The sequence below is a fragment of the Synechococcus sp. R50.1 genome, assembly GCF_047462115.1.
GTDB lineage: Bacteria > Cyanobacteriota > Cyanobacteriia > Thermostichales > Thermostichaceae > Thermostichus.
This window is the reverse complement of record NZ_JANSIN010000027.1, coordinates 19,336-36,744: the sequence shown is the minus strand read 5'-3', so window position 1 is coordinate 36,744 and position 17,409 is coordinate 19,336. Positions and strand designations below refer to the sequence as shown.

Here is a 17,409-nt window from a genome sequence, read left to right as displayed (position 1 = left end):
GATGGGAAGGGGATGCGGATTTGAATGGTGCGAATGTGATTGCGCTTTTGGGGGCTGCTGTAAACCAGCCTAGAGGTTCGTGGTTGGCTTGCCAACTGCAGGGCTACCGAAAGCCCGCCCTGTACTGCGAAGCAGTCAGGGTCGGGTAGTTTACTCTTGTTGCAACTCCGTCCCGCTGGCACGACCTGTGGCGGCCATTCCCCTCTAGAGTGAGTGGCCTCACCCCAAAACCGGCAACTCTGCTTGCCTACTGGAAGGCTGTAATCAGCAATGTCTGGGATCCGGAGCGATTCTGTTGGTCAAACGCGGTAATCCGGAACTGCCAAACGCCAACGGGATCCCCGAGGGCAACGCGGAAATCGGTACTGAAGCTACAAAAGGTGGCCCCAGGGTTACAGCCGGCCTGCTGTGGGCTGAAGAATTCCCTTTGCACGCGCACGCCGCTGGGGTTGAAAGTTTCCAGCTCGAGGAACTGCGTTGGACGAGCACCGCCGGGCACACTCACCTGCACCGTGAAGGCCGGCGTGGAGGTGCCCACCCGCACCGAGGTGGGCGCATTGATAAACGAAACCGTTGGGCCTTGGGGTGGGGGCAGGATCGAACCCCCTGAGCTGCCGCCATCTCCACAGGCAGCCAGCCCGGTTGCCAAAAAGCCGGTGGCCAAAAGGGTGAGAGCAGTCCGTTGCATCCCGCAGTTCCTCACGCAAACCCGTCAATCCTCACAAGACTTGACCAGAGTCTGTACCACCGCTTGAGCGGCACAGCTCTAATAAGTTACTTTCTGCCTCTGCAGCTTGAGAAAAGATGCGCCACGACCCAAATCTGCATGGGCCTTTGCGCAGAGTTGGTTCCTCCGCTTCAGAGCAGCAGCAAGCGCCGCAACAGCAACGCTATCACTGCAACAAAGCTGGCCACGATGAGCTGTCCCGGCAGAGTATAGCCAGAGTAAAGCCCTATCAACCTCAGCAACTCCCCATTCCAGGGTTGTGTGGCCAAAAGGTAGAGAATCCCGGTCAGGTGAACCAAGGCCAAAGCCACCAAGCTGCCGGATCCCAACTCTTGGAGGCCCACCGGGGAGTCAGGGATCCCTTCTGCCCACCGCTTGGCATCGGCAGCGCGTTGGTGGGCCGGGGGAGAAGGGTAGGGATCCCGTTGCGGAAAAGCAATTGTCCCGCAGGCCCAGGCTCCTGGCAAAAACCCCAGCAAGTAGCCAAAGGCAGGCTGGTACAGGTACTGCCATCCTCCCCCTTGGGCAAACACCTGTAGCCCTGCCAGCCCCAACCCTAGGTAGACGATCTGGGCGCACACCGCCGCCACCGGCCCCGCCAAACAAGCCGTCAGCAACACGCCCCCGATTTGCAGCGAGAAGCTGTATCCCCCCAACCCAGGCAGCCCGGGCGGAAAACTCAAATGGGTTAGGGTGCCCAAAATGGTCAGGAGGACCCCAATCGCCGTCCAAAGCCATTCCAGAGGAGTTAAGAGCAAGCCAGACCGCATAAACCGAGAGGAAATTTTTCCCTATGCTAAGAAAGGGAAGGGGCAGATGGGGTGGGCAAAAGGTGGTCAAGGCAGATTGGATTGAACTGGCCCAGGCCCTGGCCGATGCTGCCGGAGCGGTGATTCGCCCCCTGTTTCGCGGAGAACTGCAAGCCGAATACAAAGAGGCCCGCTCCCCAATTGTGACGGTGGCCGACCGGGAGGCAGAGCGGGCCATGCGAGCTTTGCTGATGGCCCAAGTGCCAGAACACAACATCCTTGGCGAAGAGTTTGGTTTTCACCAGACGGGATCCCTCTATACCTGGGTTCTGGATCCCTTGGATGGCACCATCGCCTTTTCCACCGGCAAGCCCACCTTTGCCACTTTGATTGCCCTCTTGGAAGAAGACCGCCCCATTTTGGGCATCATCGATCAACCGGTGTTGCGGGAACGCTGGCTGGGGGTGCGGGGACAACCCACCCAATGGATGACCCCCTCTCACCGACAGGCTGCTCAAACCAAGGCCAATACCGACCTCAGCCGCGCCTACTTGAGCTGTACCACCCCTGATTTGTTCACCCAACCCGACCAACAACGGTGCTTCCAGGGGCTCAGCCAGGCGGTTCACATCACCTCCTATGGCGGCGATGGCTACCAGTACGGCCTGTTGGCCAGCGGCTGTGTGGATCTGGTGATGGAGTGTGGCCTTGCCCTCTACGATTTTGCTGCCCTTGTGCCGGTGATTGAGGGATCCGGTGGCGTGATTACCGATTGGCGAGGGGATCCCTTAACCCGCACCTCCACGGGAGAAGTGTTGGCGGCAGCCAACCCCAGCTTGCATCGACAGGCCCTGGCCGCGATTCAAAAAAGCGGGATCTACCCAGCGAAATAAGCAGGCTCATTGCCAGGTTTCCACTTGATGTTGCAGCCCAGGCTGGGCTTTTGGTCGGGATCGATGGGCTTGCCGGCCAGAAGGTTATCCAGCGCCGCCCGCAAATCTTTGCCCGTCACCGGCACATCGGTCAGGCTGGGACGGCTGTCGTCCAGTTGACCCCGATAGACCAACTTGCGATCCGCGTCGAACAAGAAAAAGTCGGGGGTGCAGGCGGCGGTGAAGGCTTTGGCCACCTCTTGGGTTTCGTCGTAGCAGAAGGGGAAGGTAAAGCCCAAGGTCTCGGCCATCTTCTTCAAGTTCTCTGGGCTGTCATCCGGGTATTTCTCCACATCGTTGGCGCTGATGGCTACAATGCCGACGCCGCGATCCTTGTAATCTCTGCCAAGGCGGGCCAGCTCCTCTTGCACGTGCTTCACATAGGGACAGTGCTGGCAGATGAACATCACCAGCAGGGCCGGCTTGTCGGCAAAGGTGGAGAGGGAGATGGTTTGGCCGCTCACCACATCCGGCAGGCTGAAGTCAGGGGCTGGGGTGCCCAAAGGCAGCATGGTTGAGGGGGTACGGGCCATAACAAACCTCCAGCGTAAGGTTTCCTCAATCATTGTGGATCATCCTGCCCCCCCAGGAGCCGTCGCAAGGGGATCTCGCCGGCAAACGGGAGCGCCAGAAGGGATCCCAAGCAGGCCGGGGACAGCTTTTACAATTGGATAAGGTTGGCAACACGATTGTTGGGGAGCTGAGCCTTGAGCACCGCCGTCTTACCTGCTGCTCCTTTGGTGGATACTCACGTCCACCTCAATTACCCCGATTTTGCCGCGGATCTGCCCCAGGTGGCCGAGCGCTGGCGTCAGACGGGGATCCGGCGTTTGGTGCATTCTTGTGTAACACCGGCAGAATTCCCCCAGTTGCAGGCCATTGCCGACCAGTATCCGGAAGTATTTTTGTCGGTGGGGCTGCACCCTTTGGAGGCGGGCCAGTGGCAGCCCGATTTGGCCGAAAAGATCGCCCACCTGGCCGCCAGCGACGAGCGAGTGGTGGCTATCGGGGAGACGGGCCTGGATTTCTACAAGTCCAACCCGGCGGATATCGAGCGGCAAAAAGAATCCTTCTGGGCCCAGATTGCCATTGCCCAAGCGCAGGATCTGGCGTTGATCGTCCATTGCCGCGAGGCGGCAGCAGCCACCTACGCCATCCTCAAGGAGGCCATGGCCACGGGGGGGCCAGTGCGGGCGGTGATGCATTGCTGGAGCGGATCCCCGGAGGAGACGCGGCTGTTTGTCGAGCTGGGCTGCTTCATTAGCTTCAGCGGCATTGTTACTTTCAAGAACGCCGAGACTGTCCGCCGGTCGGCCTTGGAGGTGCCCCTATCCCAGCTTTTGGTGGAAACCGATTGCCCTTTTCTGGCTCCCACCCCCTTCCGCGGCAAACGCAATGAGCCGGCCTATGTGCAGCGGGTGGCCCAAACCTTGGCGGAGCTGTTGGGAATCCCACCGGAAAAACTGGCAGAAGAAACCAGCCAAAATGCCGCTCGCCTGTTTCAGCTGCCTCTCCTCTAGCTCTGCTTTCCGAGGGCGCGGGTGAGCCGTAGGCCATTCCCGACCCTAGATCTCACCCGATCTCAGACGATTCCAACCCGGGAAACCCTGAGTTACCATTTTTAACTTTTTCTTTAACTTTTCTTTTGAACTCCGACTGCTCTTCTCAAAGGCATCCTATGCTGGAAAAAAGGAATGTATTTCTAGATATTTTTCTAGTTTCTAGATGCTCTCCGCTAATTCCAGGGGCTAGGGGCTTGCAACTATGGATACCAAAACGCGGGCTGCCGCAGCTCGACCCAGCCGAGACGCCCTCATCAACCGCATCACCCACCAGATTCGGCAATCCCTGGAGCTGGATCAGATCCTGAGGGCGACGGTGGAGGAGGTGCGCGCCTTTTTGGGTACGGATCGGGTGAAGGTGTACCGCTTCGACCCGGAAGGGCATGGGACGGTGGTGGCGGAAGCACGAGGCGGGGAGCGGCTGCCCTCGCTCTTGGGGCTGACTTTTCCGGCAGGGGACATTCCCGAGGAGGCGCGGCGGTTGTTTCGTTCGGCCCAGGCGCGGGTGATTGTGGATGTGGAGGCGCAGAGCCGTTCCATCAGCCAGCCGGAGTCCTGGGGGTTCTCTGCTAGGGATCAGCTGGGCGAGCCGCTACAGCGGCCTGTGGATCCCTGCCATGTTCACTATTTGAAATCCATGGGGGTGGCCTCTTCCTTGGTGGTTCCCCTGATGCATCACCAGGAGCTATGGGGGCTGTTGGTCTCCCATCATGCTGAGCCTCGTCCCTACTCCCAAGAAGAGCTGCAGGTGGTGCAGTTGCTGGCGGATCAAGTTTCCATTGCCATTGCTCAGGCGGAATTGCTGGAGCAGGCGCGGCAGAAGGCGCAGCAGGAACGCCTCATCAACCAAATTGCTGCCCTGGTTTATTCGCCCCTACACCCGGAGACGACCTTGACTACGGTGCTGGAGCAGCTTGCTGCCGGTTTGCAGGGGATCGGGGCGCGGCTGCGGATCCACTTTATGGGCGCAGACACCCTCTGTTGTCATGGCGTGCAACCCCCGGCCAGCTACGACACCTGGCTACAGGAGCAGCTCGGAAGGGCCGGAGGAGCGGGGGGCTGGGTGAAGATGTGGTCGCTATCCCACTTGGAGAAATGGCCGGAGCTGCAAGAGCAGATGAAGCAGACGCCCATTCGTGGCCTGCTGATGGTACAGCTTGTCTGGAATGACCAGCCCGTGGGCTGGCTGAGCGTGTTTCGCGCGGCCATCTGCCAAGAAACCCACTGGGCGGGTTACCGTTGGTTTGCTCAGGGGGATCCCAGACAAGAACTGCCTTTGATCTCTTTTGCTGCCTGGCGGGAGCTGAAAATTGACGAGCCTAAGGCTTGGTCAGCTGCAGAGCAAGAGCTGATGAGTCGGGTCGGGGTACATTTGGCCCTGTCCATTACGCAAAATCAGCTCTACCGGCAGTTGCAAACCCTCAACGCCCGTCTGGAGCAGGAGGTGCAGGAGCGGACGGCGGCCCTGCAGCGATCTCTGGCTATGGATGCCCTCTTGCAGCGGGTCACCGACCAGGTGCGCAGCAGTTTGGAGGAAGCCCAGATCCTGCGGGCAGTGGTGCAAGAATTGGCTCTGGGGCTGTCCATCCAAGGGTGCGATCTCTGTCTCTACGATTGGGCAGCCGGCCAAGCCACGGTGCGCTACGAATACACCTCTGCCCTACCGCCCGTCGGCGGGATCACCCTGACCTTGGCCGACTACCCCGATCTTTACCGGCACCTGCAAGGGGGTCAAGCGGTGCAATTCTGCCACTTGCCTGGGCAGGGCTGGATCCCCCGTCGGGAAGGGCTGACCCTGCTGGTGTGCCCGCTGCGGGATGACCAAGGGGTGCTGGGGGATCTCTGGCTGGCGAAGCCGGCAGCCGAGTGCTTTGATGAACTGGAGGTGCAGGTGGTGCAGCAGGTGGCGGATCACTGCGCCATTGCCATCCGCCAGGCCCGCCTCTACCAGGCTTCTGTGCAGCAAATTGGTGAGCTGGAGCGCCTCAACCGCCTCAAAGACGATTTTTTGAGCACAGTCTCCCATGAGCTGCGCACCCCCATCACCAACATGAAGATGGCCATCCAACTGCTGAAAACCGCCCGCGCCCCCCAAAAACGAGAGCAATATCTCAAGATTTTGGAGCAGGAGTGTGAGCGGGAGGCGGAATTGGTGAACGACCTGCTGGATCTGCAGCGGTTGGAGCAGGGATCCAAAACGCTCCATCTGGAAGAAGTGCCGCTGGCAACCTGGCTGCCCAGCGTGCTGGAGCCGTTTCTACAGCGGGCCCAGGCCAACCAGCAACGGTTGCAGTGGCAGATTGCGCCAAATGTGGGCAAGGTGCTCACCGATCAAGGTGGCCTGGAGCGGGTGGTGCAGGAGCTGGTCAACAACGCCTGCAAGTATACTCCCCCAAGGTGCAACATCTGGGTAACAGCGCAGCGCTCTGGCCCGCAGCAGGTGGAAATCCGGGTGATCAACGAGGGGGTGGAAATTCCCCCTGCCGAGCAGGAGCGCATCTTCGAGAAGTTCTACCGCATCCCCAGCGGGGATCCCTGGAAACGGGGCGGCACCGGCCTGGGCCTGGCTTTGGTCAAGCAGTGGATGCAGCGGTTGGGGGGCAGCGTCTCAGTGGAGAGCTCTCAAGGCAAAACCTGCTTTACCCTGGTGTTGCCGCAGGGATCCCTGCCTGTGCAGACCTCACCCCTAGCCCACAACTGTGCCTAGCCACATGAGCAATGCCCACTCAGAAGCGTTGCGTTTGGCCGCCGAGCAGTTTAACCGGGGGGAATTTTACGCCTGCCACGACACCCTAGAGGCCCTGTGGATGGAGGCAGTGGATCCAGAGCGGCGCTTCTACCAGGGGCTTTTGCAAACCGCCGTGGCCTACTATCACCTGCAAAACGGCAACCGCCGCGGCTGCATGATCCTGCTGGGGGAAGCTAACCGCAAGCTGGCGGACTTTCTGCCCACCTACGCTGGATGGGATGTGCAAGCCCTGTGGCAGGCTAACCAGGGCATCCTGCGGCATCTTTCTCAACTGCAACCCCAGGATCCCTTGCCTTACCTGGCCGTCCCCACCCTGAGTTGGGTTGAAGATTAACCTGAGCAGGCTCAACAGCGGCGCTAGCGCTTGGAGCGACGGGCTTTGCGCTCAACTTCGTTGCGTCGCCGCCGATCCCGCCAGTCGATGAAGGTAATGTAGCCAACGCCCAGGGTTACGGCTGTCAACAGCAAAAAGATGCTTCCGTAGGCGATGCGGGCGACCAAGGGAAGATCGGTTTCCATGGTGTGAGCGGGGGTAACCCCGTCAATATCGGCGGCAGGAACAACAAGATGAATGCAAGATGGATGTGAGGCTCAATCCAGGCATGACAAATTACATGCCGTTGCGCCCCCAGACCACCAGGGCAATGGAAAGAACGAAGAAGGTGGGGACGGCAATCCAGCCAAGGGTGATGATGTCCATAGGTCTAGCCCAGCTAAAGAGGGGTTATCTCGAGGTGATCCCATTTTACGAGAGGAGATCCCTTGTCAACGGACATCTACGAACACCTGTTTTCAGTTCAAGCTGGCTACAGTGGAGTTAAATCTGAAACATCTGAGCCAAACGAGGTGGGATCCGATGGTACTGGACACATTGCCGCTGGTTGCCGCTGTAGCCATCGCCATTTTTATGCTGGTTTTTTGGGTGCGGGTGGTTCGAGAGGCCATCTGGACAACGGTGGGGGTTCTGATCATCCTGGCCGTGCTGTTTGTGGTCTTCAACATCGGCCCACGGCAGGTGCTGCAGGAGTTGCGGGATCCCTTTGCCCTTCTAGAACAGGTTTGGCAGGTGATCGTCGGTTGGTTCAAGGCGCTCTTCCCCTAGGGTCTCGCTATCTGCTACACAGCCCTTTGATACAATAGATAACTCACAAGGCCAGCCTGTTGGAGCCGGTGGACAACGGTCTGGTCAAAAATCGATTCCCTCTCCGGTTTCCGCACTGCTCTACAGCACCTACGCGACTGAAGTTCTCGCCATGCCTTCTGACCCTGAATGGGATCCCCAAGACCCCACCCCAGAAGATGGGATCCCCATTCCTGCTGGCGTCAGCGGGACGGAGTCCTCAGACATCCAGGTGGAGGTGGAGGATTTGGGGGAGCGCCGCCGCCAAGTGCGAGGTCGCGTCCTGATTCCGGTGGAGCGGCAGCAGGTCTGGCAGGTTTTGACCGACTACGACCATCTGGCGGAGTTTATTCCCAACTTGGTGGAAAGTCGCGTCATTGGCCGTGAGAATGGCCGCACACTGGTACGTCAAGTGGGATCCCAAAAGGTTTTATTTGCCCAATTTTCTGCTGCGGTGGTGCTGGCTATCGAGGAGATCTTTCCTCAGCAGCTTCGCTTCCAAAAAACACAAGGGGATTTTCTTATCTTCGAGGGGTTTTGGGATCTGGCCGATTTGTCGGCCCATCAGACTTTGCTCACCTACCACCTGCAGGTCAAGCCCCCCCGCAGAATGCCTGTCGGTCTGGTGGAGCGCCGCATTTGCCGAGATTTGGCCCTCAACTTACAGGCCATTCGAGAGCGCTGCCTGAGTTTGTCGGATTATTCCCAACCCGTCTAGGGTGCGCCCAAGCGGCTTTGTGCTACGCTGCCCGCAGTGGCAGGGTAGTTAACTGCTCTCGCCTACGGCGGCACGGAGCGCTATAAAAACCCAACAGTCTCACGACTGGATGCAGCTTCAATAGGTTTTGTAGTGGTTGTTCGCAGCGGTACCTAAGGGCATAAGGACTCCGTCCCGCTGGCGCGAGAGGGAACCGCCCTGCAAGGGGTAACGCCTGGGGAGATGAGCACCGCTGTCGTGGAGGGGCAACCCAACACGGTAAGTGCTGTCGCAGAACCAGGAACCAGAATCCCCTGCCTAAAGGCAGGGGGCATGCCAACGCAGGATCCCTGCTTGCTCGTCAGAGGGTTCGGGGATCCCGTTCATCTCCACCTTGTCCCCTGCTGGAGAAAAGTTAATCGATTGTTAACGTTTTTGTCCTGATCCCTCAACAGTGCCCGGAGCGATGCGGTAGATTAGTGCAGCAGCCCCCGCAAAGGGGATTTTTTGTGCCGTCTACGGACTGTAGGAGAAGCTCTTGGCAAACGTCGTGGTTGTCGGTGCCCAGTGGGGCGACGAAGGAAAAGGGAAGATCACCGACCTCCTCAGTGAAAAGGCGCATGTGGTCGTCCGCTATCAAGGCGGGGTGAATGCAGGGCATACCCTGGTGGTGGCGGGGCAAACTTTCAAGCTACACCTGATCCCCTCCGGCATTCTCTACCCCGACAAACGCTGCATCATCGCCAGCGGCACGGTGATCGATCCCGAAGTTTTGCTGGCCGAGATCGACCAACTGCATCAATTGGGCATTTCCACCGACAACCTATTCATCGCCGAAACAGCCCACGTTACCCTGCCCTACCACCGGGTCATCGACATCGCAGAAGAGGAGCGGCGCGGCATCTACAAGCTGGGCACCACCGGACGGGGTATTGGCCCCACCTATGCCGACAAGGCAGAGCGCATGGGCATTCGCGTTGTGGACTTGATGTACCCTGACCAGTTGCGGGAACGCCTCAGTTGGGCCATTCCCTACAAAAATGTCTTGCTGGAGAAGATCTATAATCTGCCCCCCCTGGATCCCGAGCCGATCATCGAGCAATACCTGGCCTATGCCGAGCGGCTGCGCCCCTATGTTACCGACGCTGCCCTGCTTCTGACCCAAGCCATCGAAGACCGGGAGAACATCCTGTTTGAAGGGGCTCAGGGCACCCTGTTGGATCTCGACTACGGCACCTACCCCTACGTCACCTCCTCCCATCCCATTGCCGGTGGCGCTTGTATTGGCGCTGGGATCGGCCCCACCAGCATTGACCGGGTGATCGGGGTGGCTAAAGCCTATACCACCCGCGTTGGGGAAGGCCCTTTCCCCACCGAGCTCAAAGATGAGATCGGGGCGTACCTAGGGGCAACCGGTGCTGAATTTGGCACCACCACCGGACGACAACGGCGCTGCGGCTGGTTTGACGGGGTGATCGGGCGCTACGCGGTGCGGATCAATGGCCTAGACTGCCTGGCCATCACCAAGCTGGATGTGCTGGATGGCTTGGATGAGATCAAGGTGTGCGTTGCCTACGAGTACCAGGGTCGGGAAATTCGTCACTTTCCCAGCGATGCCCGTGTTTTCGCCCAGTGCAAACCTATCTACGAAACCCTGCCGGGCTGGAAATGTTCCACCAAAGATTGCCGCTCCATCCAAGACTTGCCCCCCGAAGCCCACGATTACCTGAAGTTTTTGGCGCAGTTGATGCAGGTGCCGATTGCCATTGTTTCTTTAGGGGCCAGCCGCGACCAGACGATCATTGTCGAAGATCCCATCCACGGCCCCAAACGTGCCCTTCTCTATCCCAATGGTGGCAAGCGCGTCCACGCCCTCATGCCCGACTGAGTGGGCCTCAAGCACAATTGGGAACAAGGACAATACTGTAGTGATCAGTAAGTTATAGTCATTTCAGTTTAGGGTGAGACGCCTGAGCCACTGAGAAAGTCTTCCGCCCGAGGGTGGTTGCAGAAGCAGCGTGGAGCATTTTGAAAGCGTCTTAATCTAACTTGAAATAACTGCAATGGGTCAGAAAATCAATGGTTTAGCTAGTCCGCTGGGAAGCCTCGCCCTCTATGCATCAGCATGAGGGTCGGGATGAAAGGCGGTCTTTGTGCTGTGGTCAACCTAGCTGTACAGAACAGCTTTGTTGGAATCTGGTGCAGCTACGCGGTGGGACATCCTGTGTCTGCTCGCTGAGGGTTCTTGCGATAGCTACCCGTTGAGGCGAGAAGCCTGCTCCGTACTACCTAGCAGTCGGAGTCGGGAGTACGTCACGGAAAACAATATTGCCGTAGCTGGGCCAGTTCTGCCTCGCTGAGATCTTGCCACTGGCCGGGAGCAAGCCCCACCAGAGAAAGAGGCCCCAGTCCAACCCGAACCAACCGCAAAGTTGGGATCCCAACGGCGGCAGTCATGCGGCGCACCTGGCGATTGCGACCCTCCCGCAGCGTCAGTTCCAGCCAGGTGGTGGGGATGGAGCGGCGAAAGCGGATGGGGGGATCCCGTGGCGGCAGGGTGGGTTCCTCAGCCAAGACCTTAACCTGGGCCGGGCGCGTTTTTCGCCCTTGGATGATCAGCCCCTGTTGCAACTGTTGCAGGGCTTGGGGGGTGGGGATCCCTTCCACCTGAACCCAGTAGGTGCGCTCATGGCCGAACTTGGGGTCGATCAAGCGGGCATTGAGGCGACCATCATCGGTCAGCAGGAGCAGCCCTTCGCTGTCGCGATCCAACCGCCCCACCGGATAAACTTTGGGCACCGGAATAAAAGACTTGAGGGTAGGCCGTCCCGCTTGGTCGGTGAATTGGGTGAGCACGCCATAGGGTTTGTAAAACTTGAGATAGCGCATGACACACAAAATGACAAAACTGGTGAACCCAATCTTTCCAATCTTTAAGATTTGGCAGAAAGATTTGGCAGAGCGGCTTCAACGGTAAGATCAAGCCTTAAGGAGCAACATCCCTCCACCGCCAGCAGCGTTTGACGGAGCTCACCCCATGACCATAGACAACAATTTACTTTGGGTTTTGATTGGAACAGCGGGGCTCTCTCTCCTCAGCCTGGTGTACGTGCTGGTGGACGAGGGCAACAAACGCCGCCGCTACGAACAGCAAAAGGAAGAAAAAGAAGAAAGAGAAGCTGCTCAACCACCTGCGGTCGTTCCTGAAGAAGAAGCCGGGATCCCAACTGCCCCTCCTCCTTCTGCTCCGGAACCTGTTGCCGCCCAGCCTGCTTCAGTGCCACACACCGCCGACGTGCTCACAGAAGCGTCGCCTGGCGATAACGAGGAGCCAGAAACCTCCCCGGAAGCCGTTCGCGCCAGCGGGACGGAGTCCTTGCCTAACCTTGAGGACTCTGCTCTTGCTCAGGAGCCGGACACAGCGCCCGAACCAGCAGAGGAGAGGCCGAAAGACACCCCGTAGCCGCTTTTTCCGGCTTTGGGGAAGTTTTGGGGATAGATGGGATGGGGTCGCGCAAGGGGGGAGCTTCATGTCCTCAGCAGGGTTTGTTCTCCATAGCGCAGCGTCATCTCCAAAGCCGCGAGACGGTTGCCCCAAACTTGAACTCGATAGGGATTGCGCAGAGATTCCAACCGCATCCAAGTGGCAAGATTGGCTTTCAAGTTGCCCAGTTGATGAAGATTCCTGCCGGTGGGAGAAAAATCCACAGGCGGTGCCAGGGCAGGCGAGGGATCCTGTTGCTTGTTCAGGCTGAGAAGTAGGGCTTATCCTGGAGCCTAAAACCAAACCGAAAATGGAAGAAGTTTACATACCTGAGGAGACCCTTCGCGCTTGGCTGTGGGAAGACCTGGGGCACGGCGACCTCACCACAGAGCTGACCCTACCCCCAGGACTGGAGGGTGAAGCGGTAATCCTGGCCAAGGAGACAGGGATCCTGGCCGGTCTGGAGATTGCCAAGCGGGTTTTTCGGCTGGTGGATCCCCAGGTAGAGTTCACCCCTGGGGTGGAGGAAGGGGCCAGGGTGGCTGTCGGTCAAGAAGTGGCCCACCTCAAGGGATCCCTGCGGGGCATCTTGGCAGGAGAGCGGCTGGCCCTCAACCTTCTCCAAAGGCTGTCCGGCATTGCCACCCTCACTCGCACTTATGTAGAGGCTCTCCGGGGAACCTCAACCCAGCTCCTGGACACCCGCAAGACCACTCCCGGCCTGCGCGCCCTGGAGAAGTATGCAGTACGGGTAGGGGGCGGCAAAAACCACCGCTTTGGGCTGTTCGACGGCATCTTGATTAAGGAAAACCACATTATTGCTACGCAACACTGTCGCGACCGCGGCACGGGAGGCGTTTTGGCAGCCGTCAAGCGGGCCAAGGAAGGCGCTCCCCACCACCTCAAGGTGGAGGTGGAGGTGCGGGATCTCCAGGAACTGGAAGAGGCTTTGGCAGCAGGAGCCGATCTCATCCTTTTGGATAACTTCACCCTGGAAGAAATCCAGACAGCCGTCCAACGGGTGGGAGGAAGAGTTCCCCTCGAGGCCAGCGGCAACATGACCCCGGAACGGGCCAGGCAAGTGGCCGAGGCAGGCGTGAATTACGTCAGCGTCGGGGCTCTCACCCACTCGGCCAAGGCTTTGGATCTCTCTTTGCTGGTGGTGTGACCAAGAAAACTGGGTTTGGCGCTCCGCGCCGCTAAAGCGAACAAGCTCCGCCCTACCGCTACGCGGTTCCCCTTGGTGGGCCGTAGGCCTTAGCAAGCTAGTAGAGCGGCTTTTGCTTTATCGCACAGCCCACTCAAGTAGACCGTCGGGTCGTGGTCGAACAACACTGTGCCCACCCCTGGGATGCTGTGGGAACAGATTCATCGCAGAACCCGAGAGCCTATCATGGGATCCAGTATGGAATCCATCGTGCCAGTGGTGCGGGGCACTTTAACCCTTCCACCCTCCTCTTCTCTGACAAATCCGGCAGCCAGCCTGACGGGCCCATCCGCTGCTGCGTCAGCAGCAGGGATCACTTTGCCTTGGGCAGCGCAGCGGGATCCCATCCTTGTCCTCGGGGCTGGGCTGATGGGGCGTTTGTTGGCCGCCAGCCTTGTCGAGGTTGGGCATCCCGTCCGCATTGTGGAGGCGGCTCCTGCTGCTGCTGTTGAGAGCAGTGCTGCCCATTTTGCCGCTGCTATGCTGGCTCCCCTAGCCGAGTCTGCCATCGCCGAAGCCAGTGTGGTGGCCCAGGGATACTACGCCCTTTCTCGTTGGCCCTCTCTTTTGGCCAGCTTGCCGCAGCCGGTTTTCTTTCAGCAAGAAGGCACTCTGATCCTCTGGCACCGCCAAGATGCCGGGGAAGCCAGACGTTTCTCGTCCCTGCTGGCCGCTGTGGGGGAACACCTCCCGCATCTCCCCCGCCCTCAGCCGCTGGATGCCCAGGCTATTGCGGAGCTGGAGCCATCGGTAGCCGGGCGATTTGTGCAGGGTCTGTATCTTCCCCAAGAGGGCCAACTGGACAACCGCCAACTGTTGGCAGCTTTACTGGCCAAGTTGCGGCAGCACGAGGTGGAAGTGGAGTGGGGTTGCCCTTGGGATCTGAAGCAGGCCCAAGCTTGGCAGCAGCAAACCGGTGGGTGGGTTTTGGATTGCCGCGGCCTGGGATCCCAAAAAGAATGGGGCGGGCAAAAACTGCTGCGCGGAGTTCGGGGTGAGGTGGTGCGCCTGTATGCCCCAGAAGTCTCTTTGCGGCGCCCAACCCGGCTGTTGCACCCTCGCTACCCGATCTACATCGCTCCCAAGCCGGGTCAGGTGTTTGTGGTGGGGGCCACTGAAATCGAATCTGAGGATCGCTCGCCGGTGAGCGTCCGCTCCGCCCTGGAGTTGCTCAGCGCCGCCTACGCCGTACATCCTGCCTTTGCCGAAGCGCGTATCCTGGAATTAGGCAGCCAATGTCGTCCCACCTTGGCAGACCATTTGCCAGCCGTGGTGGAGCGCTCACCTCGCCTGTTGCAGATCAACGGCCTCTATCGCCATGGCTTTCTGATCTCCCCGGCCATCCACGATGCTGTCTTGGAGTATCTTCACCAGGGCAGTTGTCGCTTGGCCCAGCAGCTTGGGATCCCCTTTCAGGTGCAGGCTGCCCCTTTTTCCGGTGAGTCCCTGTCGCCATGCGTGTCTTGATCAACCAGAAGCCTTACGATTTGCCGGAAGGCACCACTTTGTCCGAAGCAGTGGCTCAGGTGGGGGCCAGCGGCCCTTTCGCGGTAGCGGTTAATCTGAAGTTTGTGCCACGTGCGCAGCACGAGCAAACCCGTCTGCAAGAAGGCGACCAGGTGGAGATCGTCACTCCGGTTGCTGGCGGCTAGTGCCCCCCTTGCTTCCTGCTCTGTCCTGACTTTGCCCCGACAATGTCCACCCTTCTCCAGCTTTCCCCCTCCACTTGGGCCAATGAGGATCCCTTGGTGCTCTATGGCCAACCATTGCCCAGCCGCCTGATGTTGGGTACGGCTCGCTACCCTTCGCCGGCCATCTTGGAGCAGGCGGTGGCGCGCGCGCAGCCCTGTTTGTTGACGGTTTCTCTGCGGCGGCAAGGGGCACTGGGGCCAGAAACTTCCCAGAGGTTCTGGGCTCTGTTGCAGAAGATGGGGATCCCGGTTCTGCCCAACACCGCCGGTTGTCACAGCCTGCAGGAGGTGATCACGACGGCGGAGATGGCGCGGGAGGTGTTCGGCACCGACTGGATCAAGCTGGAGTTGATCGGGGATGACTACACGCTGCAGCCGGATCCCGTGCAACTGCCCACTGCTGCTGCTGAGCTGGTCCGGCGCGGCTTTAAGGTGCTGCCCTATAGCACCGACGACCTGGTGCTCTGCCAGCGGCTTTTGGATGCTGGCTGTGAGGTGGTGATGCCCTGGGCGGCCCCCATCGGCACCGGGAAAGGCCCTCTCAACCCCTACAACTTGCGCCTGCTGCGGGAGCGGATCGAGGCGCCGCTGATCGTGGATGCTGGCTTGGGTCTGCCCTCCCACGCCTGCCAGGTGATGGAGTGGGGGTTTGATGGGGTGCTGCTGAACACGGCAGTGGCTTTGGCTCGGGATCCGGTGGTCATGGCTGAGGCCTTTGCAGAAGCGGTGCGTTCAGGCCGCCGAGCTTACCTTGCCGGGGCCATGATCCCTCAGGAGACAGCTCAGCCCAGTACGCCCGTCCTTGGCACCCCCTTCTGGCATCAAGGCTAGAGTCTTTTGGGCCTGTTTAGGGTTGCCATCTCTCTTGGTTTTCGTCAGTGGTGTGGAGCGCGTTGAGCAGCTCATTCGGCAGGCTGCTATCGCGAATGGGCTTGGATCACCTGTAGGGCTCCCCCAGCGTGCAAGGTTTGCCGGATGGACTGCCACCCCTGCTGATGCAAATACTCGGGCAAATCCAGCTTGAGCAGCTCCCAAGCGGTCTCGGTTTCAAAAAGGGCCAGAAAGAGGGCCAGACCAGGCCAGATCAGGGGTTGCCGAGGCGCATGCAGATCCAGGATCAAGAGTCCTCCCCCCGGCTTGAGCACCCGCCACACTTCCCGCAGCACCTGCTCCAAATCTGCGAAGGACAATTCGTGCAGGGCTAAGCTGGTATGCACCCAATCAAAGCTGGCATTGGGAAAGGGCATATCCTGGGCAAAGGCTTCCACAAATTCCACCTTGGGGAGGCGTTTGCGGGCCGCTGCCAGGGCTCTTGGTGAAGCATCCAACCCAATAACCTGCTGGCTCAGCTCCGCCAACAGTGGGGTCACTTCAGCCGGGCCACAGCAGAGATCCAACACCCGATCCTGGGGATGAATCTGGATCCCTTGCATGGGCAATCTCCGCAACCGCTCATATCCGCCCACTGCCAGGGCAGCCCCGCGACTGATGCTGCGGTAAAGCCAAGGAAATTGATAGCTCCAATCCCGCAGGAAGGTGGCCATCGCCAGGGATCCCTCAGAGTCTTTTTCAGCCTACCTGACCTACATCCATTGCAAACTGGTTTGAGACATATGTTTTTCTGGATTTTCTCGGGGTTGGCTTGGAACTCTCCTCTGCCGGCAGTCGTCTAAGAAGACGAGGCGTTTTAGGCTTTTTTCCGTCTACCCACTGCTGCTCTATGACTCAGTTTGAGCTGCCTCCCTCCCCTTCCGAGAAACCTGGCCGGCACAGCTTGGTTTGGTTGGTGGCTGCTGCAGGTCTGACGGTCTTGCTCTGGCAGCTCCCCTGGGGCAACTATATCCTCTACCCTTTTACGATTCTGGCCACCTGGTTTCATGAGATGGGCCACGGCTTGACGGCAGTGCTGTTGGGTGGGGAGTTTCATCGTCTGGAGATCTATCCCGACGGGTCGGGGTTGGCCTTTCACAGTGGGCACTTGTTTTTGGGGCCGGTGGGTCGAGCTTTGGTGGCCGCCGGTGGGCCAATGGGGCCCCCAATGGCCGGGGCGGTTTTTATCCTGGCTTCTCGTCGTCAAGGTACTGCCCAGTTGGGGTTGTTGGCTTTGGGATCCCTGCTGTTGCTGTCGGCGGTGCTCTGGGTGCGCTCTCTATTTGGCCTGTTGCTGATCCCGGCTATTGGGCTGGGGATCTTGGCGGTGGGCTGCTGGGCTTCCCCTTGGTTGCGGGGCTTTGCCGCACAGTTTTTGGGGGTGCAGGCCTGTGTGAGCACCTACCACCAGCTTGACTACTTATTTACGGCCTCTGCTGTGATCAACGGGCAGGTGATCCACTCCGATTCCAGCCAGATTGCCCAAAACTTGTTCTTGCCCTACTGGTTTTGGGGAGGGGTGATGGCGGTCTCTTCTTTGGTGCTGCTGATAACCAGCTTGCAGCTGACGTTCCGGGACTAGCCGGCAGGGGGCAAAGCCGCAATTTTGGCAGTGGTTCGT

At 59.3% G+C, this 17,409-nt stretch carries 20 protein-coding genes and 1 pseudogene; 14 read left to right on the top strand and 7 right to left on the bottom strand.

What is annotated here, in order from left to right:
* A pseudogene (locus NW870_RS08420) lies at positions 1 to 149 on the top strand (RNA-guided endonuclease TnpB family protein); the annotation flags it as partial.
* Positions 150 to 247: 98 nt separating this feature from the next.
* Here NW870_RS08420 and NW870_RS08415 read toward each other — a convergent pair.
* Both NW870_RS08415 and NW870_RS08410 read right to left on the bottom strand, forming a co-directional pair.
* Positions 248 to 688 (bottom strand): hypothetical protein, encoded by a 441-nt coding sequence (locus NW870_RS08415; protein WP_414374832.1) that lies wholly within the window; start codon positions 686 to 688, stop codon positions 248 to 250.
* 170 nt (positions 689 to 858) lie between these two features.
* Positions 859 to 1,497, bottom strand: a complete 639-nt coding sequence (locus tag NW870_RS08410) for a biotin transporter BioY (RefSeq protein WP_414374831.1) — start codon at positions 1,495 to 1,497, stop codon at positions 859 to 861.
* A 23-nt stretch (positions 1,498 to 1,520) separates the two neighbouring features.
* Here NW870_RS08410 and NW870_RS08405 point away from each other — a divergent pair, with 23 nt between their 5' ends.
* Positions 1,521 to 2,369 carry an inositol monophosphatase family protein gene (locus NW870_RS08405; RefSeq protein WP_414374829.1) on the top strand — a complete coding sequence of 283 codons (849 nt, stop codon included), beginning with the start codon at positions 1,521 to 1,523 and terminating at the stop codon, positions 2,367 to 2,369.
* Here NW870_RS08405 and NW870_RS08400 read toward each other — a convergent pair.
* Entirely contained in the window at positions 2,354 to 2,941 is a 588-nt protein-coding gene (locus NW870_RS08400) for a thioredoxin family protein (protein WP_041437584.1), read from the bottom strand. The genes NW870_RS08405 and NW870_RS08400 overlap by 16 nt on opposite strands.
* 174 nt (positions 2,942 to 3,115) lie before the next feature.
* Between NW870_RS08400 and NW870_RS08395 the strand changes: the two genes are divergently transcribed.
* The 3 genes from NW870_RS08395 to NW870_RS08385 all read left to right on the top strand — a co-directional run bounded on the left by NW870_RS08395 (position 3,116) and on the right by NW870_RS08385 (position 7,053).
* Positions 3,116 to 3,928 carry a TatD family hydrolase gene (locus NW870_RS08395; protein WP_414344800.1) on the top strand — a complete coding sequence of 271 codons (813 nt, stop codon included), beginning with the start codon at positions 3,116 to 3,118 and terminating at the stop codon, positions 3,926 to 3,928.
* Between the two features lie 244 nt (positions 3,929 to 4,172).
* On the top strand, positions 4,173 to 6,677 hold the full coding sequence (locus NW870_RS08390; protein ID WP_414374827.1) for a GAF domain-containing protein: 2,505 nt from the start codon (positions 4,173 to 4,175) through the stop codon (positions 6,675 to 6,677).
* 4 nt (positions 6,678 to 6,681) lie between these two features.
* On the top strand, positions 6,682 to 7,053 hold the full coding sequence (locus NW870_RS08385; RefSeq protein ID WP_414357508.1) for a DUF309 domain-containing protein: 372 nt from the start codon (positions 6,682 to 6,684) through the stop codon (positions 7,051 to 7,053).
* A gap of 23 nt (positions 7,054 to 7,076) precedes the next feature.
* On the opposite strand, the gene NW870_RS08380 is transcribed toward NW870_RS08385, so the two are convergent.
* Both NW870_RS08380 and NW870_RS08375 read right to left on the bottom strand, forming a co-directional pair.
* A complete protein-coding gene (locus NW870_RS08380; protein ID WP_011434030.1) occupies positions 7,077 to 7,238 on the bottom strand; it encodes a hypothetical protein in 162 nt (53 codons plus the stop codon).
* Between the two features lie 91 nt (positions 7,239 to 7,329).
* Complete coding sequence (locus tag NW870_RS08375) at positions 7,330 to 7,419, bottom strand: cytochrome b6-f complex subunit PetN (RefSeq protein WP_244349857.1); 90 nt, start codon at positions 7,417 to 7,419, stop codon at positions 7,330 to 7,332.
* A 156-nt stretch (positions 7,420 to 7,575) separates the two neighbouring features.
* Between NW870_RS08375 and NW870_RS08370 the strand changes: the two genes are divergently transcribed.
* From NW870_RS08370 to NW870_RS08360, 3 genes are all read left to right on the top strand, one after another.
* Positions 7,576 to 7,821 carry a hypothetical protein gene (locus NW870_RS08370; RefSeq protein ID WP_414374826.1) on the top strand — a complete coding sequence of 82 codons (246 nt, stop codon included), beginning with the start codon at positions 7,576 to 7,578 and terminating at the stop codon, positions 7,819 to 7,821.
* Between the two features lie 151 nt (positions 7,822 to 7,972).
* The gene (locus NW870_RS08365; protein WP_414374824.1) at positions 7,973 to 8,557 is read left to right on the top strand and encodes an SRPBCC family protein; all 585 of its coding nucleotides are present in this window, start codon (positions 7,973 to 7,975) and stop codon (positions 8,555 to 8,557) included.
* 517 nt (positions 8,558 to 9,074) lie between these two features.
* A complete protein-coding gene (locus NW870_RS08360; protein ID WP_414357505.1) occupies positions 9,075 to 10,424 on the top strand; it encodes an adenylosuccinate synthase in 1,350 nt (449 codons plus the stop codon).
* 425 nt (positions 10,425 to 10,849) lie between these two features.
* Here NW870_RS08360 and NW870_RS08355 read toward each other — a convergent pair whose 3' ends face one another.
* Complete coding sequence (locus tag NW870_RS08355; RefSeq protein WP_414374822.1) at positions 10,850 to 11,425, bottom strand: pseudouridine synthase; 576 nt, start codon at positions 11,423 to 11,425, stop codon at positions 10,850 to 10,852.
* A gap of 148 nt (positions 11,426 to 11,573) precedes the next feature.
* Between NW870_RS08355 and NW870_RS08350 the strand changes: the two genes are divergently transcribed.
* The 5 genes from NW870_RS08350 to NW870_RS08330 all read left to right on the top strand — a co-directional run bounded on the left by NW870_RS08350 (position 11,574) and on the right by NW870_RS08330 (position 15,749).
* Complete coding sequence (locus NW870_RS08350; protein ID WP_414374820.1) at positions 11,574 to 11,999, top strand: hypothetical protein; 426 nt, start codon at positions 11,574 to 11,576, stop codon at positions 11,997 to 11,999.
* A 331-nt stretch (positions 12,000 to 12,330) separates the two neighbouring features.
* A complete protein-coding gene (nadC, locus tag NW870_RS08345; RefSeq protein ID WP_414357502.1) occupies positions 12,331 to 13,188 on the top strand; it encodes a carboxylating nicotinate-nucleotide diphosphorylase in 858 nt (285 codons plus the stop codon).
* Positions 13,189 to 13,425: 237 nt separating this feature from the next.
* On the top strand, positions 13,426 to 14,694 hold the full coding sequence (locus NW870_RS08340; RefSeq protein ID WP_414374818.1) for an FAD-dependent oxidoreductase: 1,269 nt from the start codon (positions 13,426 to 13,428) through the stop codon (positions 14,692 to 14,694).
* Positions 14,682 to 14,879 carry a sulfur carrier protein ThiS gene (gene thiS, locus NW870_RS08335; protein WP_414350083.1) on the top strand — a complete coding sequence of 66 codons (198 nt, stop codon included), beginning with the start codon at positions 14,682 to 14,684 and terminating at the stop codon, positions 14,877 to 14,879. The genes NW870_RS08340 and thiS overlap by 13 nt, the downstream gene beginning before the upstream one ends.
* A gap of 42 nt (positions 14,880 to 14,921) precedes the next feature.
* Complete coding sequence (locus tag NW870_RS08330) at positions 14,922 to 15,749, top strand: thiazole synthase (RefSeq protein WP_414374816.1); 828 nt, start codon at positions 14,922 to 14,924, stop codon at positions 15,747 to 15,749.
* An 86-nt stretch (positions 15,750 to 15,835) separates the two neighbouring features.
* Here NW870_RS08330 and NW870_RS08325 read toward each other — a convergent pair whose 3' ends face one another.
* Positions 15,836 to 16,462, bottom strand: coding sequence for a class I SAM-dependent methyltransferase (locus NW870_RS08325; protein WP_414350085.1), 627 nt, complete (start codon positions 16,460 to 16,462; stop codon positions 15,836 to 15,838).
* Between the two features lie 176 nt (positions 16,463 to 16,638).
* Between NW870_RS08325 and NW870_RS08320 the strand changes: the two genes are divergently transcribed.
* Complete coding sequence (locus tag NW870_RS08320; RefSeq protein WP_414344389.1) at positions 16,639 to 17,370, top strand: M50 family metallopeptidase; 732 nt, start codon at positions 16,639 to 16,641, stop codon at positions 17,368 to 17,370.
* Positions 17,371 to 17,409 lie beyond the last annotated feature (39 nt).